The organism is Microbacterium sp. A84, assembly GCF_051842815.1.
GTDB lineage: Bacteria > Actinomycetota > Actinomycetes > Actinomycetales > Microbacteriaceae > Microbacterium.
In genome coordinates, this window is the sequence record NZ_JBPXMS010000001.1 from 1,379,064 (window position 1) to 1,403,177 (window position 24,114).

Annotated in this window: 19 protein-coding genes and 3 tRNA genes; 2 read left to right on the top strand and 20 right to left on the bottom strand. The window is 62.9% G+C overall.

Translation table 11 applies throughout. The features are described from left to right. Positions 1–21: 21 nt before the first annotated feature. The 5 genes from ACSU04_RS06750 to ACSU04_RS06770 all read right to left on the bottom strand — a co-directional run bounded on the left by ACSU04_RS06750 (position 22) and on the right by ACSU04_RS06770 (position 4,569). Positions 22–1,242, bottom strand: coding sequence for an FAS1-like dehydratase domain-containing protein (locus ACSU04_RS06750; protein ID WP_439288849.1), 1,221 nt, complete (start codon positions 1,240–1,242; stop codon positions 22–24). A 77-nt stretch (positions 1,243–1,319) separates the two neighbouring features. Further along, positions 1,320–2,198 (bottom strand): succinate--CoA ligase subunit alpha, encoded by an 879-nt coding sequence (locus ACSU04_RS06755; protein WP_439288850.1) that lies wholly within the window; start codon positions 2,196–2,198, stop codon positions 1,320–1,322. Next, a complete protein-coding gene (locus tag ACSU04_RS06760; RefSeq protein ID WP_439288851.1) occupies positions 2,195–3,316 on the bottom strand; it encodes an ATP-grasp domain-containing protein in 1,122 nt (373 codons plus the stop codon). The genes ACSU04_RS06755 and ACSU04_RS06760 overlap by 4 nt, the downstream gene beginning before the upstream one ends. 168 nt (positions 3,317–3,484) lie before the next feature. Then, positions 3,485–4,069 carry a TetR/AcrR family transcriptional regulator gene (locus ACSU04_RS06765; protein ID WP_439289436.1) on the bottom strand — a complete coding sequence of 195 codons (585 nt, stop codon included), beginning with the start codon at positions 4,067–4,069 and terminating at the stop codon, positions 3,485–3,487. 221 nt (positions 4,070–4,290) lie between these two features. Then, complete coding sequence (locus ACSU04_RS06770; RefSeq protein WP_439288852.1) at positions 4,291–4,569, bottom strand: hypothetical protein; 279 nt, start codon at positions 4,567–4,569, stop codon at positions 4,291–4,293. A 65-nt stretch (positions 4,570–4,634) separates the two neighbouring features. On the opposite strand from ACSU04_RS06770, the gene ACSU04_RS06775 reads away from it, so the two are divergent. Next, complete coding sequence (locus ACSU04_RS06775) at positions 4,635–4,862, top strand: hypothetical protein (protein ID WP_439281340.1); 228 nt, start codon at positions 4,635–4,637, stop codon at positions 4,860–4,862. 220 nt (positions 4,863–5,082) lie between these two features. Here the strand turns inward: ACSU04_RS06775 and ACSU04_RS06780 are convergent. From ACSU04_RS06780 to ACSU04_RS06825, 10 genes are all read right to left on the bottom strand, one after another. Continuing rightward, positions 5,083–5,156: transfer RNA gene (locus ACSU04_RS06780), tRNA-Met, on the bottom strand. Positions 5,157–5,190: 34 nt separating this feature from the next. Beyond that, positions 5,191–5,262: transfer RNA gene (locus ACSU04_RS06785), tRNA-Thr, on the bottom strand. A 66-nt stretch (positions 5,263–5,328) separates the two neighbouring features. After that, positions 5,329–6,414: a M23 family metallopeptidase gene (locus ACSU04_RS06790; protein WP_439288853.1), complete on the bottom strand. Its 1,086-nt coding sequence runs from the start codon at positions 6,412–6,414 to the stop codon at positions 5,329–5,331. A gap of 140 nt (positions 6,415–6,554) precedes the next feature. Then, on the bottom strand, positions 6,555–7,343 hold the full coding sequence (locus ACSU04_RS06795) for an inositol monophosphatase family protein (protein ID WP_439288854.1): 789 nt from the start codon (positions 7,341–7,343) through the stop codon (positions 6,555–6,557). An 8-nt stretch (positions 7,344–7,351) separates the two neighbouring features. Continuing rightward, on the bottom strand, positions 7,352–8,413 hold the full coding sequence (locus ACSU04_RS06800) for a hypothetical protein (protein WP_439288855.1): 1,062 nt from the start codon (positions 8,411–8,413) through the stop codon (positions 7,352–7,354). A gap of 124 nt (positions 8,414–8,537) precedes the next feature. Beyond that, entirely contained in the window at positions 8,538–9,335 is a 798-nt protein-coding gene (locus ACSU04_RS06805) for an enoyl-CoA hydratase/isomerase family protein (protein WP_439288856.1), read from the bottom strand. A 54-nt stretch (positions 9,336–9,389) separates the two neighbouring features. Further along, positions 9,390–9,884 carry an FBP domain-containing protein gene (locus ACSU04_RS06810; protein WP_439288857.1) on the bottom strand — a complete coding sequence of 165 codons (495 nt, stop codon included), beginning with the start codon at positions 9,882–9,884 and terminating at the stop codon, positions 9,390–9,392. Positions 9,885–9,893: 9 nt separating this feature from the next. Continuing rightward, entirely contained in the window at positions 9,894–10,766 is an 873-nt protein-coding gene (locus tag ACSU04_RS06815; protein ID WP_439288858.1) for a bile acid:sodium symporter family protein, read from the bottom strand. A 170-nt stretch (positions 10,767–10,936) separates the two neighbouring features. Continuing rightward, a tRNA-Tyr gene (locus tag ACSU04_RS06820) sits at positions 10,937–11,018 on the bottom strand. Between the two features lie 87 nt (positions 11,019–11,105). Further along, positions 11,106–12,026: a carbohydrate kinase family protein gene (locus ACSU04_RS06825; RefSeq protein WP_439288859.1), complete on the bottom strand. Its 921-nt coding sequence runs from the start codon at positions 12,024–12,026 to the stop codon at positions 11,106–11,108. 73 nt (positions 12,027–12,099) lie between these two features. Between ACSU04_RS06825 and ACSU04_RS06830 the strand changes: the two genes are divergently transcribed. Continuing rightward, complete coding sequence (locus tag ACSU04_RS06830; protein WP_439288860.1) at positions 12,100–12,693, top strand: hypothetical protein; 594 nt, start codon at positions 12,100–12,102, stop codon at positions 12,691–12,693. Between the two features lie 72 nt (positions 12,694–12,765). On the opposite strand, the gene rpoC is transcribed toward ACSU04_RS06830, so the two are convergent. The 5 genes from rpoC to ACSU04_RS06855 form a co-directional block, all read right to left on the bottom strand. Further along, positions 12,766–16,641, bottom strand: a complete 3,876-nt coding sequence (gene rpoC, locus ACSU04_RS06835; RefSeq protein WP_439281349.1) for a DNA-directed RNA polymerase subunit beta' — start codon at positions 16,639–16,641, stop codon at positions 12,766–12,768. 52 nt (positions 16,642–16,693) lie between these two features. Then, entirely contained in the window at positions 16,694–20,188 is a 3,495-nt protein-coding gene (rpoB, locus tag ACSU04_RS06840) for a DNA-directed RNA polymerase subunit beta (RefSeq protein WP_439281350.1), read from the bottom strand. Between the two features lie 222 nt (positions 20,189–20,410). Next, positions 20,411–22,069, bottom strand: coding sequence for an ABC transporter ATP-binding protein (locus ACSU04_RS06845; RefSeq protein WP_439288861.1), 1,659 nt, complete (start codon positions 22,067–22,069; stop codon positions 20,411–20,413). 49 nt (positions 22,070–22,118) lie between these two features. Further along, positions 22,119–23,069, bottom strand: coding sequence for an ABC transporter permease (locus ACSU04_RS06850; protein WP_439281352.1), 951 nt, complete (start codon positions 23,067–23,069; stop codon positions 22,119–22,121). Next, positions 23,066–24,070, bottom strand: coding sequence for an ABC transporter permease (locus ACSU04_RS06855; RefSeq protein WP_439281353.1), 1,005 nt, complete (start codon positions 24,068–24,070; stop codon positions 23,066–23,068). The genes ACSU04_RS06850 and ACSU04_RS06855 overlap by 4 nt, the downstream gene beginning before the upstream one ends. Between the last annotated feature and the right edge of the window lie 44 nt (positions 24,071–24,114).

The following is a 24,114-nucleotide window of genomic DNA, read 5'->3' on the forward strand; positions in this document are numbered from 1 at the left end:
GGCAGCGTGGGGAGGGGAACGTCACCGAACGACAGGCAGCTCGAGATCGAGGTTGCCACCATCGATGAACGGCCGGATGTTCACATCGCGAGACGGGAGGATGACGGTTGCCATTCCCGGTGTGGTGATCTCGCCCCGCTGGTTCTCGCCCCAGATCTCGAGGTCGACCAGCGCGTGCCCATCCTTGATGTACTTTGCCGAAACCTTGCCCTTGCACCAGGTGGAGTCACCCATGATGTTGAAGCCGCGCATCTGCGTGCGTACCCGCTTCACGAAGGCCGCATCGCCGGCCCAGTTCGTGACAAGGCTGGCCATCCAAGCTGAGCGCTGGGGGCCGTAGTCGTACGTTCCGGGGACGCCGACGTTCTTTGCCACCGACTCGCGGTGATGGCCGATGCCGGTGTACTCGATGCCTCCACCGGCTTCTGGGTTGCGGAAGAAGTGGCCTGGGTGCTTCATCGCGGCCTGGTAGATGACGCCGTTCGTGTGACCACGGCCACAGCCCACTAGGAAGCCCATGGTATCCATGAGAGAAAGCGGACCACGCACGATCGAGGGCAGCTCGTCGCCGACGTTGACGTCCTCCCAGAAGCGAATCTGCTCGCCGCGGATGTTCGCCTGCTCGCCCATGATCGCTTCGTGGATCTGGTCGTACTCCTCGCTGGAGTAATCGTAGGTCGTGATGTCGGCGTACTTACCGGCGTCACGTGCGGCCTTGCGCTCGTGACGAGTGCAGGTGCCGAGTGCCCGGGCCACCATCTCACCGCGCTGGTTGTAGTATGTGCCCTCGACATACTGCAGAACCAGCGTGCCGGAGAACTTGGACTGTTTCACGTCGACGCCGACCACGCGCTCGATCGCATTGATCGTGTCGCCTGGACGGATGTGGCGGAACAGCTCCCAGTCGTTTCCGGCGTAGAAGCCGTGCACCCCAGGAAGGCCCCAGCGGGTGCGCCCGATCCAGCCGTAGGCCATCGGGAACATCGGATGCGCGACCGCAGTGCCGTAGCGCGAGTTGCGGCCATGCTCGGAGTCACGGTACAGCGGGTTCAGATCGCCGATGCCGTTCGAGAAGTTCATGATCGTGTCGGGTGACGCGTCCCGAAGGTACGGGCCTTCGGGTCGCAACTGCAGCCCGATCATGCTGCGGGCATCCTCAATGCCCTGTTCGGTGATGACTCCCTCCTTGGGAGCTGTCCCGACGGCGGCTTCGTGATCGATTTCAGTGGTGCTGGTGCTCATGGTGTTTCCTTTCTAGAGGTTTCAAAGTTGACTGCGAGTGGCAGCGTTATTCTTCGGGAGCGCCGACAGTGCCGGGCTCATTCGTGACCGCGCAGGGCGCGCCCGACGTCCTCGGGGAGCTCGCGCATCGAGCGTGCGACAACGACACCGGCCGCTTCGAGCGCCTCGACTTTGGCGTCCCAAGTATCGCGATGAGAACCGACCAGCGCTGCAGCGTGTCCCATCTGCTTGCCCTTGGGCGCGGTACGACCAACAATGTGCGCGACAACCGGCTTCGCATCCGGTCGCGCTGCATAATCGGCAATCTCGTACTCCGCATCGCCGCCGATCTCACCCAGGTACACGACCGTCTGCGTTGCGTCATCACTATGGAAGAGCTCGATTGCCTCACCGGCAGTGAGGCCCCGGATGGGATCACCACCGATGCCGATGGCAGTCGATTGACCGATACCAGCAGTTGTGAGCGCTGCGGCTGCCTCGTAGGAGAGCGAGCCACTGCGGGAGATCACACCCACTGGGCCAGGGGTGTAGCAGTCAGTGGGCATGAACCCGAGCTTCGCTACCCCAGGAGTAATCAGCCCGGGCGTGTTGGCTCCGACATACACGACACCGTTTGCCAACGCCGCCCGTCGAACAGTGATCGCATCGAGAATGGGTAGACCCTCGCCCGGGTAAACCACCAGTTTCACACCCGATTCGAGTGTTTCAAGCAGTGGGTCAACAGCACGGGATGCCGGTACGAAGACAATCGCTGCATTCGCGCCCGTCTGAGCAACCGCGCCAGACACCGACGAGAACAACGGCAGCGTCGGGTCGACGTCGGAGCTAGCCTTATATGCCACGCCTGCCACGACATTCGTCCCGGCGGCCCGCATGTCTTCCAGCGTCTGGCGACCGAACCGGCCGGTGGCGCCTACGACCACGACCTTCGACTCTGCGTTGAGAAGAACGCTCATGCGACGACCTCTTTCGTCATCAGTTCCGCGACCGCGGACTCAAGAGTGTCGTGATTGGTCAGGCCGCGCTGATCCAGCGCGGTGGTCGCGGCATCCCGTCCAGAGCCGGAGAGCCGGAAAGCAACCGGGAGCGTGATCCGTCCAGAGTCAAGCAGGCCCACCAAAGACTTAGCGATACGTCCCACGTCGAGGCCACCACCGAAGATGCTGATCAGGATCCGGTCGACTCCCTCCAATTGCTGCAGCGACTCAACGGCGACTGCGATGCCGTCTGGCGTCGGGTTGCTGGAGATATCAAGGAAGCCGGCAGCCGATCCGCCGGCTTCTGACACGGCATCCATAGCACGCATGGTCATGCCCGCGCCTCCGGATACCAAACCAACGGAGCCGCCGAGCGGCACGAAGACTAGCCGGGCAGCACGGCAGGCGGCAGCGACTTCATCCTCCTGGGAGTACGCAATGGCCAACTGTTCCGCGGTTACCGACTGCCGGAAGACGGCCGAGTCGTCAAGCACCACCTTTGCATCGACCGCGATGAGCCGTCTGTTGCTGTAGGCGAGCGGATTAATCTCGACCGTGGTTGCCTCGAAGCGTGTTGCAATATCGAGCAGTGAACGTGCGAACGAGACGACGTGCTCGCGCACGCTCTCATCGCTTTCTACGCCCGAGATTGCCTCCCGTAGGAGGTGGCCCCGGAAATCTGCGGGATCGCCGAACGGATAGCGAACCACGGTATCAGCGGATTCAATCTCGACGCCGCCTGTCGGCGAATACAGCACCGTGTAGCCGTCTGCTGAAGGATCAAGCACGACTGACAGGTACAACTCGCGTTCGATCGTGAGCCAGGGTTCGATGAGAACGCCGCTTGGCGCCTCTCCCGAGAACGTCGAGCCCATGATGTGGGTGAACGCGTCTCGTAGCGCCGCCTCGTCATCGCAGGCGATAATTCCGCCTGCTTTGCCACGGCCGCCAGCGGCGACCTGCGCCTTCGCAGCGACCGGGAATGGCCAGGGGGCAGAATCAGTGAGGTCCTGTTCGCTTTGAACCACGACGCCGTCAGCGGTGGGAACAAAAGCCGTACGCAGAAGCCGTTTTCCGGCCGCTTCCGTGAGCAACATCAATACTCCAAGACCGGCAATCAAGCCGATCAAGGTATTGCGATCCCACTCCGGGATGGTTTAGCTAAATAGCTGACCGCCGATGATGGTGCAAATACCGGGGGCGACGACTATGTCCGTTCACCCCAGCAATCACACTCTGGCTCATGCCAGCGCATCTGTCAACTTTCAGTTTTCGATTCCCGTCGCCACGACGGAGAAACCGCGGGCCATCAGAGCACCCAAGGCGTCGGCTCCGTCATCCGCATTCCAGTGCAGGAACGATTCCCGCACGACGGTGAGTGCCATGCCACTGAAGAGACTGCCGTGAAAGCTGTCCATACCGCGAGCGGTCAACCAGTGCACGAGAGTTTCCTTGAAATGAGAGTTGGTCTGGAGGAAATATGAGTAGAGCGTTGGATCCATGTGCAGGATACGACGCCGCGTGGTGACGATCTCACTTTGAGATTGCATGTAGGCGCTGAGACTTCGAGTCAGCGCACCCCACAGATCGCCTTCAGGCGATTCCGCGTCCAGCAACTCAGCCAGGCTTCGGGCTTGGCTCGGGTCCGGATCGAACAATACAGATGATTTGGAGTCGAAGTAATTAAAGAAAGTTCGCCGTGAAATGGCTGCAGCCTGAGCGATGTGGTCGATTGACACCGCCGCGTAGCCATCACGTTCGATCAGTGCGATCGCGGCGGACCTGATCGACCGCCAGCGCTCGAGCTTGACCGGTGTCGCAGCGATAGTTTCAGCATCGACAGCCCGCATCACCACGGCGACGCTCCATTGCTGTTTTCAGGGGACCACGAAATTCTGACCCCGCTCGTTGGCGAACGTGTGCACATGCATGCCATCATGCCGGGTTTGGTGCACGATGTGTTCGCGGATTCTCGGCCATCCCGCTGCCGTTAACGAGGTCCGCCTGGCTCATTCAGGAGCACGGCCCGCCTAATGCCCGTTGCGGGACGACATCGACCAGACGACATCGCTCACGCGCCATCAATGTCGCCGATACGTTGTTCGACTGCTGCCAGTTCGGATCGCGCCCGCGTGATGTTCTGCGGCGTGAATCGTTTCACCTGCATGTCGAGAATGATTTGCGCCTCAAACTCGCTGATGCCGAAAGCTGCGGCAAGCGCGGTGGCCACTACATCATTGTCACCGGATGCGTTCGCGCACACCTGAAGGACTCTTGGCGCGTTCTCCATAGCGAGCAGAACGGCACCGAGGATCTGTCGGCGAGCCACCAGGTTCTCTCGTTCGTCCATGACACCAGACTCTCGCCACACGTGGGGCCTTCGCAACTGTGCGGCAACACCGCGCCTGCACATGGATGCCGCTGATCATCGAACGAGACGCGTCCCTTGAACGTGCTGACCGTCAGCTGATCGCCAATGTGATCCGCCGCGCTGGATCATCAGAAATGCAGTACCGGCATGTCGTACCTCACGAGCATCCGCTGCTCTGGGTGAGCGACGCCGTCGCCTGGTGTTACTCGAACGGCGGCGACTGGACCCGTCGCATCGACACGATCGTCGAGTCTCGCGTCACCCGGCTATAGAAACACGTGAGCCCGGCTCGTCATACCGTCCGGAAGACTGCCAGGCTCCGAGGGCTACTGCCCGCCGTGACTCAAGTGTACCGCGGACGTGCTGTGCAGGGCCAGCAGTGCCTCATCGGCGTATCGAACCGGCACAATACCGGCACAGAGATACACCTCGGGGCACACCAACGCGTCCCGGATACGACAAAACCCCCGATTTACCGGGGGTTTCTATCTGTAGCAGGAGCGGGGCTTGAACCCGCGACCTCACGATTATGAGTCGTGCGCTCTAACCAGCTGAGCTACCCTGCCGCGAGGCATCCGTCCGCGTGAGATGAATGCTGCGAGCCCCGACCGGGATTCGAACCCGGGACCCCTTCCTTACCATGGAAGTGCTCTACCACTGAGCTATCGGGGCGCTCGCTGCCCAGAAGGCAACTATACGAGAATACCAGTTCTTCGGCGTTCTCAAAAACCGAGGCGGTTAGTAGTCATACCTTCCCGCGTTCTTCTGCAACCAGGGCAGCGGATCGATGGTGGATCCGTTGACGATCAGCTCGAAATGCATGTGCGCACCGTAGGAACGACCGGTGTTGCCGACCAATCCGATGATGTCGCCGACCTTCAATTTCTCACCTGCGGCGACCCGTAGCGAGCCGTACTGCATGTGCGAGTAGTGGCTCGTGATGACTTTTCCGTCGATGATGTGATCGACGTAGACGGTCACGCCGTAGTTACCGCCGGACTCGGTCGCAATACGCACGGTTCCGTCGGCGATCACCTGCACGGGAGCACCAGCACCGGGAACGAGGTCAATACCTTCGTGCATCCCGGTGTTGCGCATGCCGTACGGCGAGCTCATCGCTACACCGACCACGAACGGCCACTGGATGGCTGCATCAGCGTCGTTCGTGTAGAGCGCGCTCGAGTAGTGAATGCCCTTCTCGGCTGCGAGGTCGATGAGCGACGCCGTCGAGAAGTTTTCCGTGCGCTGGATCGTTTCGTTCTGCACATCGGATGAGGCGACGTACGCCTGAATCTCGGCCTCAGAAACTTCGGATGCGAGCACCTGCGACGTGGCGACCAACGAAGTGGCCGACGTCACCTGGGCACCTTGCGCCGCAGCGACGGCCTCCGTGGGAAGCGTCATCGACACCGCGAGCAGGCCCGCGATTCCCATGACTCCCACCGTCGCACCGGCGGCAAGAAACTTGCGTCGGGCTTTGCCCTTGCGCGGAGCCACGTGAATCGTGGTCGCTTCAGCCGGGAGTGACTGCTCGGAAGCGGCTCCGAAACTCGACGGCTCCGTCGCTACCGTACGGAACGCGCGGGATGCCGAGAGGAACGGGTCAGCAGCAACATCAGCATCCGGCTCGACGTCTTCAGTAACAGCGTCGTCCTCGATCTGGGTCTCGGCCGACATCGCGGCGCGCTGGCGCTCGCGGACGGCACGACGCGAAAGCGGCTGCACGAAAGCATCCATCGGAGAGGTCGTTTCGACGCGAACCGGGTTCGCAGAATTCGCGGTCCGGTGACGGCTGGTACGGCGCGTGGCCACAGGCTCAGCCATAGGGGAATCGAAGGGCAAAACGGTTCTCTCGGGGATTCGTAAAGAAGCGGGGGGACCTTCGAAGTTCGGGCAACGAAGATAACGAACAGATAAACACTATCGTGCTCGGCCTGAGAATGCCATGCAAGGACTCCCAGTTTTCATTTGTTGAGAAGGACGGAAATCTTCTCGTGCAAATCAGGACCGGCGGCGATCAACATCGGACGATCCGATGCTGTGTCGAACCGTGACACCACACCTCCGGCCTCCTCGACCAGGAGCGCACCTGCTGCGAAATCCCAGGGTTTGAGCCCCCGTTCGAAGTAGCCGTCCAACCGCCCGGCAGCCACGTAGCTCAGATCGAGCGCCGCTGATCCGATCCTGCGCAGGTCGCGCGCAAGCGGCATGACCCGCCGTACCGTGGCCAGATCCCCGTCGTGCGTCGCGGGGTCGTAGCCGAACCCGGTCGCCAGCAGTGCTCCGGCCGGTGTCTCGGTGTTGACAGCAAGCCGCTTGCCATCCAGCCACGCACCCTCACCGCGAGCCGCGGTGAACAACTCCCCCAGCACGGGACTGCACACGGCCGCGGCCAGCGCCGTCCAGCTGCTCGGGTCAGCATCACCTTGAACTGCCGCAATACTCACGCTGTACGCCGGCATGCCGTACGCGTAGTTCACGGTGCCGTCGATCGGGTCAACGACCCACGTCACACCGGTGGAGCTGCGGGCTCCGCCAGATTCCTCGCCGAGGAATCCGTCACCGGGTCGTTCTGCCTGAAGCCGCGACCGGATGAGCACTTCCACCTCACGGTCGGCGTCGGTGACGATATCAGCGACTGTCGTCTTCGTGGCCGCTAACGAGACGCCCTCGGCGCGCCGCTGGCGGGCGAGCTCGCCCGCTTCCCTGGCGATATCGGATGCGAGCGCCTGAAGGTGCCGAACGTCACTCACACCGCTGCTCACTGCGGGGGCGCCGGCGGCGGAGGCGGGAAGGCGCCGGGAGCGGGATGCTGTCCGGGCGCAGGCTGCTCGGGCGCAGGCTGCTCGGGCGCGGGCTGCTCGGGCGCGGGCTGCTCCGCGGCAGGAACCTCCGGCACAACCGGCACCTCTTGCACAACCGGCACCTCAGCCACCTGCGGGGCGGGCTGTGCCTGCGAATAGTCCGGCGCGACCGGGAAGCTCTGCGCGGGGGCAGGGATCTGAGCCTGCTGCTGCGTCGGGTACCCGGTGTAGTACGCGTTCCAGTCTGGTGATCCGTCCTGCAGCACGGGGAGCGGAGTCGCCCCATCGGCGTAGGTCGGCCACTGCTGAGCGACCGGTGCAGCGCCCGGCGCAACCGCCGGAGCCGAAGCGAACGAGTTGGGCGCGAAATGAACAGCCTGAGCCTCGTGCTTCTTCGGAGCAAACAGGGCATTCAACAGCGGAATGAGAGTGGTTCCGACCGCGGCGAGAATCGCCAGCGCCACCACGATGCGCCAGTACAGATCGCCGTATTCGAAGGTATCCGGGAGCGTGAGGTAGATCACAAGCATGCCGACCAACAGCACCAGAATCGAGATGGTGACGTAGTAGATGACCTGGGTGAATGTCGTGACGTAGCGACGAGCTGCGGGAGTGAACAGGCGCACGTGCAGAAGCGCGAGCTGCATCACACCGATGACAAGCAGCAGCATGAAGAAGCGCCCAACACCGCCGGTGTACTCGTCGTGTGCTTCGGGAAGCCAGATCTTAATCGCACCGACGAGGAGCGCGACGATCCAGGTGATCATGCTGGCGAGCGCGAGCCATTCCGGCCGCTTCGTGGCAAGCCCTGCCTCGAGGATCGCGATGCCGGCGAACCCTGCAAGCAGCACGATCGTCAGGAACGCACGCCCGATGATGCCGTCCTGATTGCCGACGAGGACCCAGACGACGCAGACGATGGCGGCCGCGATCAGCGCACCGATGGCGATCCAGATCGCCCCTCTGATCATCAGGGAAGCGTTCGCCTTCCCCTTTTGCTCAGTTGTGACCTCTGACATGGTGGTCCCCTCTTCGGTCGACGATGTTCTCATCCTGCCACGCGCGAATACCTTCACACTGTGGAGCCGCGCGATTGTGAATAATTCGGTGCGTCCGCACGATTGTGGATAACCAGTCGGTGCGTCAGCGTGCCTTCTTTGCAGATGCTGCCGCAAAACTCGCTACGCGCGCCTTCGCATCCGCCGTGTCGAAGGCCGCACCGATGGAGCGCGCCTCTTCCTCCAGCTGCTCGACAAAAGTGCGCTCCGGCCGAGAGCGCACGAGCCGCTTCGCCTGCCCATAAGCACCAGCGGCGCCTGCGAGCCAGAAGCGCGCGATCTCCTCCGCGCGCTCGCGTACACGGTCGGCCTCGTCCGCAGCATCCGCTCCGCTGACAACTTCTGCGGCGATCCCCCACTCCTGCGCTTCATCGGCGGTCAGCAGACGATCCTGCAACACCAGCTGCAGGGCGCGGCGCTGCCCAACGGCGGCCGCGAGGTGGGCAGATACCGAAAGGTCAGGAGTGAGGCCGATGTTCGCGTACAGGCTGCCGATCTTGGAGCGGGAGCCGACGACGGCATAGTCAGAGCAAAGCAGGATGCCGAGGCCGCCGCCCGCTGTCGTGCCGTGGGCTGCCGCCACCACCGGAATCGCTGACTCGGTCAGCGCACGGATACCGACATTGATGACACCTGCGAGATCGGCGATCTGCGAGCCCTCGCCCATGGTCGTCGCCATATCGATCACGTCGCCGCCCGCGCAGAAAGCGGGGCCGGCGGCATCCAGCACAATGGCGCGCACGTCATCACGCGACGTCGCCTCTGTCGTCACCTCGCGCCACGCCTGTGCGAGGTCGGCATTGAAAGCGTTGAGGCGAGTGGGGCGGTTCAGCGTCAGCCGAGCCAACCCCTTATCGACTGAAAACAGAATGGCATCGCTCATGGCGTCTCCCTTGAAGCACTGGACGGACTCTGCCAGCCTAACCGCGGCCCGAAGTCAGTCCGTTCCTTCGTAGACACGCGCGACGAAGCGTTCCATGCGTCGACGCGTGCCATCGAGTCGCATGTCGACCTGTCCTTCAGCACGAATCTCGTTGGGAGCGAGCGGATGCGCGAGCCGCACGCCCTCGTGACAGGACAGGTCAGTGCACATATAAGTGCCGACGCTGTCGCCGCGACGACCGGCAGCCCCCGCTCGCCGCGCTGAGAACAACGCAATTTGGTTGCCGGGCTGCATCGTCTGGCAGATGTTGCACATGCCGGAGCGTGTGCGACTGGTGTTGCTCGCACGCAGCACGATCCCGACGGGACCCCGGTCAGTCTCTACGACCACACAGCCGCGTTTACTCGACGCAGGGTCTCGCCAGGCGAGAAAGTCGTGGAATTCCCAGTCCACGAGCAGGAAGTCGTGCGGCATGCCGATCAGTCCGAGCTCCTCCTCCGCGGCATTGATGAAGGATGCACGGACGTCCAGTTCGGTGAGCGCTCGCATCCGTCCAGTCTACGAAGCCGCCACGACACTCGGCTCGCGGCCGCGGATGAGGAACCCGAACCCGAACGCGATGAAGAACATCAGCACGCCGTAGACCGCCGCCGGCAGGCTCAGTTCGACCGATCCCAACACCGTCTGCGCGATGACGATCGCCAGGGTCGCGTTGTGGATGCCGATCTCGAACGAGATCGCGATCGACTGCCGTTTGCCCACCTTCAGCATCCGCGGTACGCAGAATCCGATCGCAAGACTGATCAGGCAGAACAAGACCGTGATCAGTGCGAGCTGGGCGAAGTTGTCGACCAAGAGTTCCCAATTGGATGCCACGGCGCCTCCGATCACGACGACGAGGATGACCACGCTGGCGATACGCACTGGCTTGTCCATACGGTCTGCAAACTTCGGCCAGAAGCGCCGCACCAGCATCCCGATCGCGACGGGGAGCAGCACGATCGCGAACACCTCCAGCGCCTTGGCCCACTGCAGTCCGAGCTGGTCGTCGAACGGGTTGAAGTACATGATCGCGAAGTTCGTGATCACGGGGAGCGTGATCACTGCGATGACCGAGTTCACCGCAGTGAGCGAGATGTTCAGTGCGATGTCGCCGCGAAATAGATGACTGTAGAGGTTTGCTGTGGTGCCACCGGGCGACGCCGCAAGCATCATCATGCCCACAGCCAGCACGGGTGGGAGTTGGAACAGCAACACGAGGCCGAAGCAGACGGCTGGCAGTACCAGGAGCTGGCAAACAAGGGCGATGATCACCGCCTTCGGCTGCTTCAGTACGCGCGCAAAGTCCGCGAGCGTGAGGCTCAATCCCAGCCCGAGCATAATGATGCCGAGTGCGACAGGTAATCCGATGGTGGTCAACGCTGATCCCATGGTGCTCAGTCTGGCTGATAGTGAGCCTCGGTGTCACGCAATTACGACACCTCGGTGTCCGGGGCGCGCGCTAATGTCCTCACAAGTGTCCTCACCGAGAACGAAAGAGCCCCGGTCAGTACCTCCTGAGAGATCCTGCCGGGGCTTTCTACTGCGTGATTCTGCGGTTGTGGCAAGTGAGGGATTCGAACCCCCGAATGCTGAGCAGTCTGATTTACAGTCAGATCCCTTTGGCCGCTTGGGTAACTTGCCAGGTGCGCACCCGTCCAGCTTGTACAGCCAACCGGGGGCGCGATTATCAAGCATACCCGCCAGAAGCGAGTGCAAGAAATCGACGGTTCAGCTGCCTGTCACTCCGCGTTCGCCGGCCTCCAACGACTCCGGAGTGCGGAGCAGCCCGCCCTCGGCGCGACACGTCGCCGCGGCGACATCCATCGCCCGCTCGAGCAACAACTGCCACTCTTCGCCGGTCTGCGGACGCTTCCCGACAAGCCCTTCCGCGACACCAGACAGCGTGGCATCACCAGCGCCCACGGTGTCGATGACTGGCCCTGGAAGCGCAGAGATTCCGGCGGAGAAGGTTCCCGCATCTGCCTCCAGCACTGCGCCATCTTTGCCTGCCGTCGCGAGCACAGCTTCCGCACCCAGCGCACGTAGCCTCGACCGCAGCGCATCAAGGTCGCCGTCGTAGAGCAGCACTGCATCGTCCGCACCCACCTTGACCATCGCTGCATCCACAGCCAGCCGTTCGAAGCCGCGCACGAACTCGGCACGATCACTGAGCATTCCAGCGCGCGGGTTGGGGTCGATCGCGACCCTGACGCCCACAAGCGCTTCGGCGACGGCATCCACCTCGGCCGGAACATCGAACGGGAAGCAGCTGATCACAGCGAGATCCGCGTCAAGGAGTGCCTGCCGAGCTTCTTGCCCATAGCGGATGCTGCGGCGCTGAGCCGCCTCGTTGAAGACGTAGGTCGGCTCACCGTGCGCGTCGCGCTGCACGATCGCGCGAGACGATCCGTGCGGCGCCGCGCTCGCGATCAGACGCACATCGTGGTCTGCCAGGTACCCGCGGATGTGCGCACCGGCTTCGTCATCGCCGACCATGGCGACGAGGGTTGTCGGCACACCGAGACGCCGGAGCCCGACAGCCACGTTCAACGCGGCACCACCGACCAACTCGCGAACGCCGCCGGTGTCATGGATTTCGTCGATGAGGGCATCGCCGATGACGACGACGCCCAGTGCGTTTTGCTGCATCCTGCCATTCTGACGTATCACGGGATCGACGAGCCTGCCTCACACACCGGCGTGGCGGCGCTACTGTGTGGCCATGAACGCATCACGTCTTATCACCGGCGCCGCAGCCATGCTGTTGCTCACCGGAGTGCTCGCTGGCTGTGCCGGGGAGCCCGGCGACTCCCCCTCGAACACCGCCCCGTCCCCGAGCGAGAGCGCTTCGTCGGCAGCGTCCGCGACCCCAAGCGCCACACCGACTCCGACCTCGACGCCGGTGGCCCTTCCGAAGGATTGCAAGGAGATCCTCTCGGAGGACGTGCTCGCGCAACTCGCGGATGTGCCACTGAATGACCCGAGCCTGGGCACGTCTGGAGTGCAGGCCGATGGATCACTGCTGTGCATCTGGCGCGATCCCGCAGCCGACACGACCGGGCTGGTCACCGAGATCTCCGGAATGAACCGGGGGCCCGCACTCGACATGCTGAACGCACTCGTCGAGGACGAGGCCTTCACCTGCTTCACGCCAGACGACGGCACACGCTGCGAGAAGACGTGGGAGAACGCGCTGTACCCGGTCACCGACGGGCGCACGCTGTACTGGCGCGACGACGTGCTGATCGACACCACGTACTCAAACCTCGCTCCCAGTGGCTACACCGCGAGCATCGTGGCGAGCCTGTTCGACTGATCGTCGCTTCACGCACACACGAAGAAGGCCCCGATTCCTTGCGGAACCGGGGCCTTCTTCAATCAGTCACACTCAGTTGTAAGTACCGGGGGTGACGTCATCTGTTGAGAACGCGTCGAAGTCGACGTAACCGAAGTCGCCCTCGGCGTACGCGCCGTCGGATGCGAAGATCCGGTTCGGGTAGCGCTCGCTCTTGGCTTCCTCCGTCGCCTCGACAATGATGTCGCGGTACTTCGAGAGGCCAGTTCCAGCGGGGATGAGCTTACCGATGATGACGTTCTCCTTGAGACCGATCAACGGGTCGCGCTTGCCCTGCATGGCAGCCTCGGTGAGCACACGGGTCGTCTCCTGGAAGGAGGCGGCCGACAGCCACGATTCGGTCGCAAGCGACGCCTTCGTGATACCCATCAGTTCCGAACGACCCGACGCCGGGCGCTTGCCCTCGGCGACAGTCGCGCGGTTGATTGCCTGGTAACGCTTGAGGTCGACCATTTCACCCGGCAGCAGGTCAGTGTCGGCGTGATCGACGACGGTGACCTTGCGGAGCATCTGACGGACGATGACCTCGATGTGCTTGTCGTGAATCGGCACACCCTGCGAACGGTAGACACCCTGGACGCCATTGACGAGGTAACGCTGCACCTCGCGGGCACCCATGACACGCATGACCTCCTTGGGGTCCAACGTGCCAACCAGGATCGGCTGACCGACCGTGACGTGCTGACCGTCCTCGACGAGAAGCGTTGCACGCTTCAGCACCGGGTAGATCACTTCCTCGTCACCGTTGTCTGGCGTGAGGATAACCCTCTTAGCCTTGTCGTTCTCGTCGATCGTGATGCGGCCATCGGCCTCTGAGATCGGCGAAGCACCCTTCGGCGTACGAGCCTCGAAAAGCTCTTGCACACGGGGCAGACCCTGAGTGATGTCATCCGCCGATGCCGAACCACCAGTGTGGAACGTACGCATCGTCAGCTGGGTACCGGGCTCACCGATCGACTGTGCGGCGATGATGCCGACGGCCTCTCCGATGTCAACGATCTGACCCGTTGCAAGCGAGCGGCCGTAGCACTGTGCACAGACACCGACTGCCGAGTCACACGTCAGCACGGAGCGCACCTTGATGGTGTCAACACCGAGCTCAACGAGCTTGTCGATCAGAACGTCTCCGACGTCGTCACCGGCAGAGGCAAGAACCTCACCGGATTCGCTGACAACACCAGAAGCCAGCGTACGAGCGAACACCGAGTTCTCGACGTTCGCGTCGCGCACAAGCTCACCCTGCGAGTTCGGTGCGGCGATCGGGAGCTCAAGGCCCTTCGATGTGCCACAGTCCTCTTCGCGGATGATGACGTCCTGCGAGACATCCACCAGACGACGGGTCAGGTAACCCGAGTCGGCGGTACGCAGAGCGGTGTCAGCCAGACCCTTACGGGTACCGTGCGTCGCGATGAAGTACTCCGCAACCGACAGCCCCTCGCGGTACGAGGAGATGATCGGGCGAGGGATGATCTCACCCTTCGGGTTGTTCACCAGGCCTCGCATACCCGCGATGTTACGGATCTGCAGCCAGTTACCACGAGCGCCAGATGTGACCATCCGGTTGATGTTGTTGTCTTCCGGGAAGTTCTCGCGCATCGCGACCTGAACCTCGTCGGTAGCCTCGGTCCAGATCTTGATGAGCTCCTGGCGACGCTCGGAGTCGGTCGTCAGACCCTTCTCGTACTGCGACTGAACCTTCGCGGCCAGCTTCTCGTAGCGACCGACGATCTCCTTCTTGTTCGGAGGAGTGAGGATGTCGCTAAGGGCGACGGTCACACCGGAGCGCGTGGCCCAGTAGAACCCGGCATCCTTGATGCGGTCCAGCGTTGCAGCCGTCTCGACCTTGGGGTATTCCTCGGCCAGCTTGTTGACGATCTGCGAGAGCTTGCCCTTGTCGGCAGGCTCACGCACGAAGGGGTAGCCCTTCGGGAGCGTCGCGTTGAAGAGCGCCTGGCCCAGCGAGGCGTCCACGAGGCCGTGGCGCTCGTAGCCCTCAGGAGCCTGGCCTTCGAGGAAGGTCAGACCCGGGATCTGGATGCGGACCTTCGCCTGCAGGTCGAGGCTGCCCTCATCCTTGGCCAGGATTGCCTCGGAGACAGAAACGAATGCACGTCCCTCGCCGGAAGCACCCTTCTTGACCACCGTGAGGTGGTGAAGGCCGATGATCATATCCTGCGAAGGCAGGGTGACCGGACGACCGTCAGACGGCTTCAGAATATTGTTCGACGCGAGCATCAGCACGCGGGCCTCGGCCTGAGCCTCGACCGACAGCGGCAGGTGCACAGCCATCTGGTCACCATCGAAGTCCGCGTTGAAGGCGGCACACACGAGCGGGTGAAGCTGGATGGCCTTACCCTCGACGAGCTGTGGCTCGAAGGCCTGGATGCCCAGGCGGTGCAGGGTAGGTGCACGGTTCAGCAGCACCGGACGCTCGCGGATGATCTCCTCGAGCACGTCCCAAACCTCGGGACGGGTGCGCTCAACGGCGCGCTTGGCTGCCTTGATGTTCTGCGAGTGACCGAGGTCGATCAGGCGCTTGATCACGAACGGCTTGAAGAGCTCGAGTGCCATCTGCTTGGGCAGACCACACTGGTGCAGCTTGAGCTGCGGGCCGACGACGATGACCGAACGGCCAGAGTAGTCAACACGCTTTCCGAGCAGGTTCTGACGGAAACGACCCTGCTTGCCCTTCAGCATGTCGCTGAGGGACTTGAGGGCACGGTTGCCGGTACCGGTGACCGGGCGACCACGGCGACCGTTGTCGAACAGTGCGTCGACGGCCTCCTGCAGCATCCGCTTCTCGTTGTTGACGATGATCTCGGGGGCACCGAGGTCGATCAGACGACGAAGACGGTTGTTGCGGTTGATCACACGACGGTAGAGGTCGTTCAGGTCAGAGGTCGCGAAGCGGCCACCGTCGAGCTGCACCATCGGGCGCAGCTCCGGCGGGATGACCGGAACGACGTCGAGAACCATGGCGGCCGGGCTCATGCCGGTCTCCAGGAACGAGTTGACGACCTTCAGACGCTTGATCGCACGGATCTTGCGCTGGCCCTTGCCCTCAGAGATCTGCAGACGCAGGCTCTCGGACTCGGCCTGCAGGTCGAAAGCTGCCAGGCGGCGCTGGATCGACTCGGCGCCCATGTAGGCCTCGAAGTACTGTCCGAACCGGTCCTGCAGCTCGTGGAAGACGTCATCCTCCGGACGAAGCGCACCAACAGAGAGCGTGCGGAAGTCTTCCCACACGCGCTCAAGCTTGGCGATCTGCTCGTCTGCACCCTTGCGGGTGAGAGTCATCTCCTTCTCGGCGGCGTCCTTGACCTTCTTCTTAGCGTCAGCCTTGGCACCCTCCGCCTCGAGAGCGGCGAGCTCCTCCTCCAGCTTGGTGAGGCGCTCAGCGATCTTCGAGTCCCGGCGATCCCCCAGCGTCTTCAGCTCGAGGCGGATGTTGTTCTCCTGCGTGGCGAGGTCGCGGTGACGAGCATCCTCGTCAACCGAAATCACCATGTAGGCGGCGAAGTAGATGACCTTTTCGAGGTCCTTCGGCGCCATGTCCAGCAGGTATCCAAGACGCGAAGGGACGCCCTTGAAGTACCAGATGTGGGTGACGGGTGCGGCCAGCTCAATGTGACCCATGCGCTCACGACGAACGGAGCTTTTGGTGACCTCCACGCCGCAACGCTCGCACACGATGCCCTTGAAGCGGACACGCTTGTACTTACCGCAGGCACACTCCCAGTCGCGGCTGGGTCCGAAGATCTGCTCTCCGAAGAGGCCATCCTTCTCGGGCTTGAGCGTGCGGTAGTTGATGGTTTCGGGCTTCTTCACTTCACCGTAGGACCATCCGCGAATGTCGTCAGCGGTGGCCAGGCCAATGCGAAGCTCATCAAAGGTGTTTGACTCGAGCACTAGTTCTCCTGTGTCTCAATAAAATTCTGCGAAATCGGACGCTGTCGAAGCGTCAGATCTCGTCGATCGAGGCGGACTCGAATCGGCTGGAGATGTTGATACCGAGCTCTTCCGCTGCGCGGAATGCTTCATCATCGGTGTCGCGGAGGTTGACCGTCGTGCCGTCAGCCGAGAGGACCTCGACGTTCAAGCAGAGCGACTGCATCTCCTTCATGAGCACCTTGAACGACTCGGGGATGCCAGGCTCCTGGATGTTCTCGCCCTTGACGATCGCCTCGTAGACCTTGACGCGGCCGAGGATATCGTCGGACTTGATCGTGAGGAGCTCCTGGAGTGCGTATGCCGCACCGTAGGCCTCGAGGGCCCACACTTCCATCTCACCGAAGCGCTGTCCACCGAACTGCGCCTTACCACCAAGCGGCTGCTGGGTGATCATCGAGTACGGACCAGTCGAACGCGCGTGGATCTTGTCGTCGACCAGGTGGTGGAGCTTCAAGATGTACATGTAGCCCACCGAGATCGGCGCCGGGAACGGCTCGCCGGAGCGGCCGTCGAACATCTGCGTCTTACCGGTCGAGTCGATCAGGCGCACACCGTCGCGTGTCGGCAGCGTGGAGTCGAGGAGACCTGCGATCTCGTGCTCTTCCGCACCGTCGAACACCGGGGTGGCGACCTTTGTACCTGGAGCTGCCTCGAAGGCGGCCTTCGGCAGAGTCGAAGCCCAATCCGGGTTGCCCTCAACCTTCCAGCCCTGCTTGGCGATCCACCCGAGGTGGGTCTCCAGCACCTGACCGAAGTTCATTCGTCCAGGAATACCGAGCGGGTTCAGGACGATGTCAACCGGGGTGCCGTCCGGAAGGAACGGCATGTCCTCGATCGGAAGGATCTTCGCGATGACACCCTTGTTGCCGTGACGGCCAGCAAGCTTGTCACCCTCGGTGATCTTGCGCTTCTGGGCGATGTAGACCACGACGCGGCGGTTGACGCCGCTGCCGAGCTCATCATCGCCGTCTTCGGCGTTGAACTCCTTGACAGCGATGATCGTGCCCTGCTGACCGTGGGGAACCTTCAGCGAAGTGTCGCGAACTTCACGGCTCTTCTCGTTGAAGATCGCACGGAGCAGACGCTCCTCAGCACTCAGCTCGGTCTCACCCTTCGGCGTGACCTTGCCGACGAGGATGTCGCCGGGGCGAACCTCGGCGCCGATGCGGATGATGCCGCGCTCGTCGAGGTCCTTCAGCAACTCGGGGCTGACGTTGGGGAGGTCACGGGTGATCTCCTCCTTGCCGAGCTTCGTGTCGCGGGAGTCAACCTCGTACTCTTCGATGTGAATCGAGGAGAGGGTGTCGTCCTTCACCAGGTCCTGGCTGAGGATGATCGCATCCTCGAAGTTGTAGCCTTCCCAGGTCATGAACGCGACCAGCAGGTTCTTGCCGAGCGCGAGCTCACCGTTCTGCGTGGCGGGGCCATCAGCGATGATCTCGCCGACCTCGACACGCTCACCAGCGGAGACGACAACCTTCTGGTTGTACGACGTGCCCTGGTTGGAGCGGTCGAACTTGCGGAGGTAGTACTCCTGGGTTCCACCCTCGTCGAGCTGAACGATGACGCGGTCTGCAGAAACCTCTGTGACCACACCGGCCTTCTCGGCGCTGAGGACGTCGCCGGCGTCGATAGCCGCGTAGCCCTCCATACCGGTTCCGACCAGCGGCGAGTCGCTGCGCAGCAGCGGCACAGCCTGACGCTGCATGTTGGCGCCCATGAGCGCGCGCTGAGCGTCATCGTGCTCGAGGAACGGCACGAGCGAAGTCGCGACCGACACCATCTGGCGCGGGGAGACATCCATGTAGCCGATCTCCGTCGGCTCGAACATGTCGACCTCGCCACCGGGGCGGCGGGCCAGAACACGTGCGTCACGGAAGCGGCCGTCTGCCTTGAGACCGGCGTTGGCCTGAGCGACGATGAAGTCGTTCTCCTCGGACGCGGTCAGGTAGTCGATGTCATCGGTGACCTTGCCATCGACGACGCGACGGTACGGGGTCTCGATGAATCCGAAGGCGTTGATGCGCGCGAAGGTTGCGAGCGAGCCGATCAGACCGATGTTCGGGCCTTCAGGGGTCTCGATCGGGCACATGCGGCCGTAGTGCGACGGGTGAACGTCACGGACCTCGACGCCAGCGCGGTCACGAGACAGACCACCCGGGCCCAGCGCCGAAAGGCGACGCTTGTGGGTCAGACCCGCGAGCGGGTTGTTCTGGTCCATGAACTGCGACAGCTGCGACGTTCCGAAGAACTCCTTGATCGCGGCGACGACGGGGCGCACGTTGATCAGGGTCTGCGGCGTGATCGCTTCGATGTCCTGCGTGGTCATGCGCTCGCGGACGACGCGCTCCATGCGGGAAAGACCCGTACGGACCTGGTTCTGGATGAGCTCGCCGACAGCGCGGATGCGACGGTTACCGAAGTTGTCGATGTCGTCAGTGGACATCCGGATCTCGGCCTTCTTGCCGCTGCGGAGACCCTCGAAGGTCTCATCGCCACGGTGCAGACGCACGAGGTACTTGATAGTCCCGACGATGTCTTCGACGGTCAGCACCGACGAGTCCAGCGGCTGGTTCAGGCCCAGCTTCTGGTTGATCTTGTAACGACCAACCTTCGCGAGGTCGTAACGCTTCGAGTTGAAGTAGAAGTTGTCCAGCAGTGCGCGGGCAGCCTCAGCGGCAACCTGCTCGCCCGGACGGAGCTTGCGGTAGATGTCGCGAAGCGCGTCTTCCTTGGTAAGGATGGTGTCCTTGGCCAGGGTCTCCTCGATGGAGGGGTAACCGGCGAACTCAACGAGGATTTCCTCGCTGGTCATGCCGAGGGCCTTGAGGAACACGGTGACAGACTGCTTGCGCTTGCGGTCGATGCGCACGCCGACCTGGTCGCGCTTGTCGATCTCGAACTCGAGCCATGCGCCACGGCTCGGGATCACGCGAGCGGAGACGATGTCCTTGTCGGAGGTCTTGTCCGGGGACTTGTCGAAGTAGACACCCGGCGAGCGGACGAGCTGCGACACGACGACACGCTCGGTGCCGTTGATGATGAAGGTTCCGCGCAGCGTCTGCAGCGGGAAGTCACCCATGAAGACGGTCTGAGTCTTGATCTCACCGGTCAGGTGGTTCATGAACTCGGCTTCGACGTACAGCGGAGCGGCGTATGTCTTGCCACGCTCCTTGCACTCATCGATCGAGTACTTCTCAGGCTCGAGGTACGGGTTCGTAAAGCTCAGCTGCATGGTCTCGCTGAGGTCCTCGATCGGAGAGATCTCCTCGAAGATCTCCTCCAGACCGCTGAACTCATTGAGGTCCGTGCGGCCGGCCTTTTTGCCTTCAGCGAGGCGGGCCTTCCAGGTCTCATTGCCAACGAGCCAGTCAAACGACTCGGTCTGCAACGCGAGGAGGTCAGGGACTTCCAGCGTGTCGGAGATCTTGGCGAACGAGAGCCGCGATACGCCGCGCCCGTTCTTGTTGGTGGTGGATGTGGATGCGTTGCGAGCAGCAGCCAAGGGAATAACCTCCGTGAGCCCCGCAGGGCTTCTCGATTCCTTTGTCGTCAGGTTGATTGCGCACTCGTATGCTCAACAACTTGCCGACCACCATATGAGGGCAGGGAGAACCGAGGCGCAAAGATCAACTATACGTCGGATTTCGCGACATGGCAAGCGGGATCCTTGACCAATTCCGAAACCTGCGGTAGAAGCATCCGTTCGCCCCACCCTCCGCGCAGGCTACGAAGCGATATCAAGTTCGTTGCCGGGGATGGATGCCAGCAGACGCCTGGTGTATGGATCACGAGGGTTGGTGAAGATCTCCTCGGATGTCGCCGCTTCCACGAGCGCGCCATCCTTCATCACACACACGTAATCGCTGATCAGTCGCACGACGGCGAGGTCGTGCGAGATGAACAGATAGCTGAGCCCGTACTCGCTCTGCAAGTCGCGCAGCAGCGTGAGGATCTGGTCCTGCACGAGCACGTCCAGCGCCGAGACCGGCTCGTCGCAGACGATCAGATCGGGCGAGAGTGCCAACGCCCTGGCGATCGCCACGCGTTGACGCTGACCGCCCGACAGCTCAGACGGATACCGGCGCAGCATCGAATGCGGCAGCGCGACATCATCCATCAGCTTTCGCACGCGCGTGCGCCGCTCGGCGCTGCTTCCCCGCTTGTAGAACTCCAGCGGCTCGGCGATCAGCCGCTCAATCGTGAACATCGGATTCAGGCTCGAATACGGGTCCTGGAAGATCGGCTGCACGCGCTGGCGAAAATCGCGGGTCTCCGCGCGGTTGAGCTTCGAGATGTCCTTGCCCTCGTAGGTGATCAGGCCGCTGGTCGGCTCGATCACCTTCAGCAGCATCCGTGCCGTCGTGGTCTTACCCGAACCTGATTCCCCCACGATCGCGACTGTCTCACCGCGCGGAATCACCAACGACACATCATTCACGGCGACGAAATCTTCACCACGACCACGTACCGGGTACACCTTGGTGAGATTCTTCATCTCGACGATATTGTCGGATGCTCCGACTGCGCCGGATGCTTCAGGCGCCCGTTCCTTCGTCGAAGACGCAAGCGCCTGCGGCTGCAGTCGCGCGACGGCGACGGAGGGCGCAGCAGCCACCAGCGACTGCGTATATGGATGCTGCGGTGCCTCCAGGATCTGCCTGGCCGCACCCTGCTCCACAACCTTGCCCCTGTGCATGACGATGACTCGCTCCGCGCGCTCCGCGGCCAATCCCAGATCGTGCGTGATCAGCAGCACAGCGGTGCCGAGCTCACGCGTCATCGCCCCGATCTGGTCGAGGATCGTCCGCTGCACCGTGACGTCCAGAGCACTCGTAGGCTCATCGGCGATCAGCAGGCGCGGGTTGCAGGCCATGCCGATCGCGATCAGTGCACGCTGGCGCATCCCGCCGGAGAACTCGTGCGGATACTGCTTGGCCCGCTTCGCGGCATCCGGAAGCCCCGCGGCTTCCAACGCTTCGACGACCTTCGCCGACACGTTGTGGCGCGTCGCGAGCCCGTGGGCGAGGAGCGTCTCAGCCACCTGCGTGCCGATCTTGGCAACCGGGTTCAGATTCGACATCGGGTCCTGTGGCACGAGCCCGATGTCGCGTCCGCGGATGGTGCGCATCTCACGCTCTGGCGCCTGGGATATCTCGCGCCCGTCGAGACGGATGCTGCCAGCAGTGATGCGTCCGCCGCCGGCGAGGAGGCCGATGATCGCCATCGCGGTGGTGGATTTGCCGGAGCCCGACTCCCCCACAATCGCGACTGTCTCGCCCGCAGAGATCTCGAGGTCCACACCTTCGACCGCATGGACGGGACCGTCCAGCGTGGAGAAGTCGACCGCGAGGCCCTGGACCGACAGTAACGGGGTAGAGCTCATGTTCTGTTCCTTGCTCGTGGAGGCAGGAGTCTTGTCAGCGGGAGACATATCAGCGTGCCCTCGTCCTCGGATCCATGGCCTCACGTAGAGCTTCACCGAAGAGGGTGAAGCCCAGCGCAGTGACCGCGATACAGATACCGGGCAAGAACGCCAGCCATGGCGCAATCGCCAACTCGCTCTGCGCGTAGGTGAGCATCCGCCCCCACTCAGCTGTCTCCGGTCGTCCGCCACCGAGACCGAGGAAGGAGAGCGCCGCCGCATCAATCACGGCGGTCGCCAGCGTCAGCGTGCCCTGCACGATGACCGGTCCGACCGCGTTGGGCAGGACATGCGACATTGTGACCTTGCCTCGACCGAGACCGAGGGTCTGCGCGGAGAGCACATAGTCCGATGAGCGCTGCTGCAGCATGGATGCGCGCAGCAGCCGGGCGAAGATCGGCACCTGGGATGCTCCGATGGCGATCATCACCGCGTACGGAGTCTGCCCGAGGATCGCGGCGATCGAGACGGCGAGGAGCAGGTTCGGCACCGACAGGATGATGTCGACGATGCGCATGATGACCGTGTCGACCCAACCACCAAAGGTGCCGGCGACGAGGCCGAGCACCATGCCGCCAACGAGCCCCAGCGCAGTGGATACGACACCGACCAGGAGTGACGCCCGCGCGCCCCAGATGAGTTTGGAGAGCACGTCTCCGCCGAAGCGGTCCAGCCCCAGAGGGAACTCGGGGAGATCGCCGGGCCCCGGAATGTGGGTCGGTGTGATGAACTTCGCACCGGGCAGCGCCGTCTCCGGGTATGGGGCGAGCAGCGGCGCGAGCGCCGCGACAAGAACGAACAGCAGCACGATCGCCGCGCCCGCCCATGCGGTCGGGTTGTGCCGGATTCTGCGGAAGACGTCCCGCCAGAACCCACCGGGTCCCTCTTTGAGGTTCGCCTGCGCGACAGAGACGGTGTTGATGATCTCTCCGCCTTGGGCGGGAGGAAGAACTGCACTCATTGGACCCTCACTCTCGGGTCGATCAGGCTGTAGGACACGTCGACAGCCAAGTTGATCAACGCATAGGCGATTGCGATGAAGATAATGAATCCCTGTAGCACCGGGAAGTCCCTGGTGAAGATCGCTCGAGCCAGGAAAGCGCCGATGCCGGGGAAGGCGAACACCGTCTCGGTGAGCACTGCGCCGGAGATCAGCAACCCGGTCTGCAGCCCAATCGTGGTGATCACGGGCAGCATCGAGTTGCGGAGGATGAAGCGATTCCGCAGCGTCGCAGGAGCGACGCCCTTCGCCCGGCCGGTGCGCACGTAATCCGCGTTTTGCACTTCAAGGACACTCGCCCTGGTGATGCGCACGATGATCGCCAAGGGGATCGTGCCCAGCGCCAGCGCGGGGAGGACGAGATGCAGGAGGGCGTCCCATGAGGCGTCGAACTCCCCCGTGATGATTCCGTCCCAGATGTAGAAGCCGGTCGGATGAGTGGCGTCGATCCGCGGGTTCTGGCGGCCGTCGGAAGGCAACCACCCCAACTCCACCGCGAAGATGTACTTCAGGATGAACGCGAGGAAGAACACCGGGATCGTGATGCCGACCAGGCTCAACACCACGGAGGCGTGATCGGTGAGTTTGCCGTGCCGCCGAGCGGCCCAATAGCCCAGCGGAACACCGACACCCACCGCGAAGATGAGCGCGGCGATGGACAGCTCCAGCGTCGCAGGGAACCGGCGCAGGAACTCCTCCAGCACGGGCCGGTTGGTCTGGATCGATGCGCCGAAGTCGCCCTGCAGGAGCCTTCCGACCCAGATGAAGTATTGCTCGAGGAGCGGCTTGTTGAAGCCATAAAGTTCGTTGACCCTGGCGATCGCATCCGGTGTCGCCTTCTCGCCGAGAAGGGCGACGGCCGGGCCGCCGGGAAGGGCCCTGACCCAGGCGAACAGCAGGATGCTCAGGCCGATCAGTGTGGGAATGAGGAACAGCAGTCGCCTGCCGATAGTACGCAGCAAGAGGTATCTCCCAGCTTTTCAGGTGCGGCGCGACACCCCTCCGG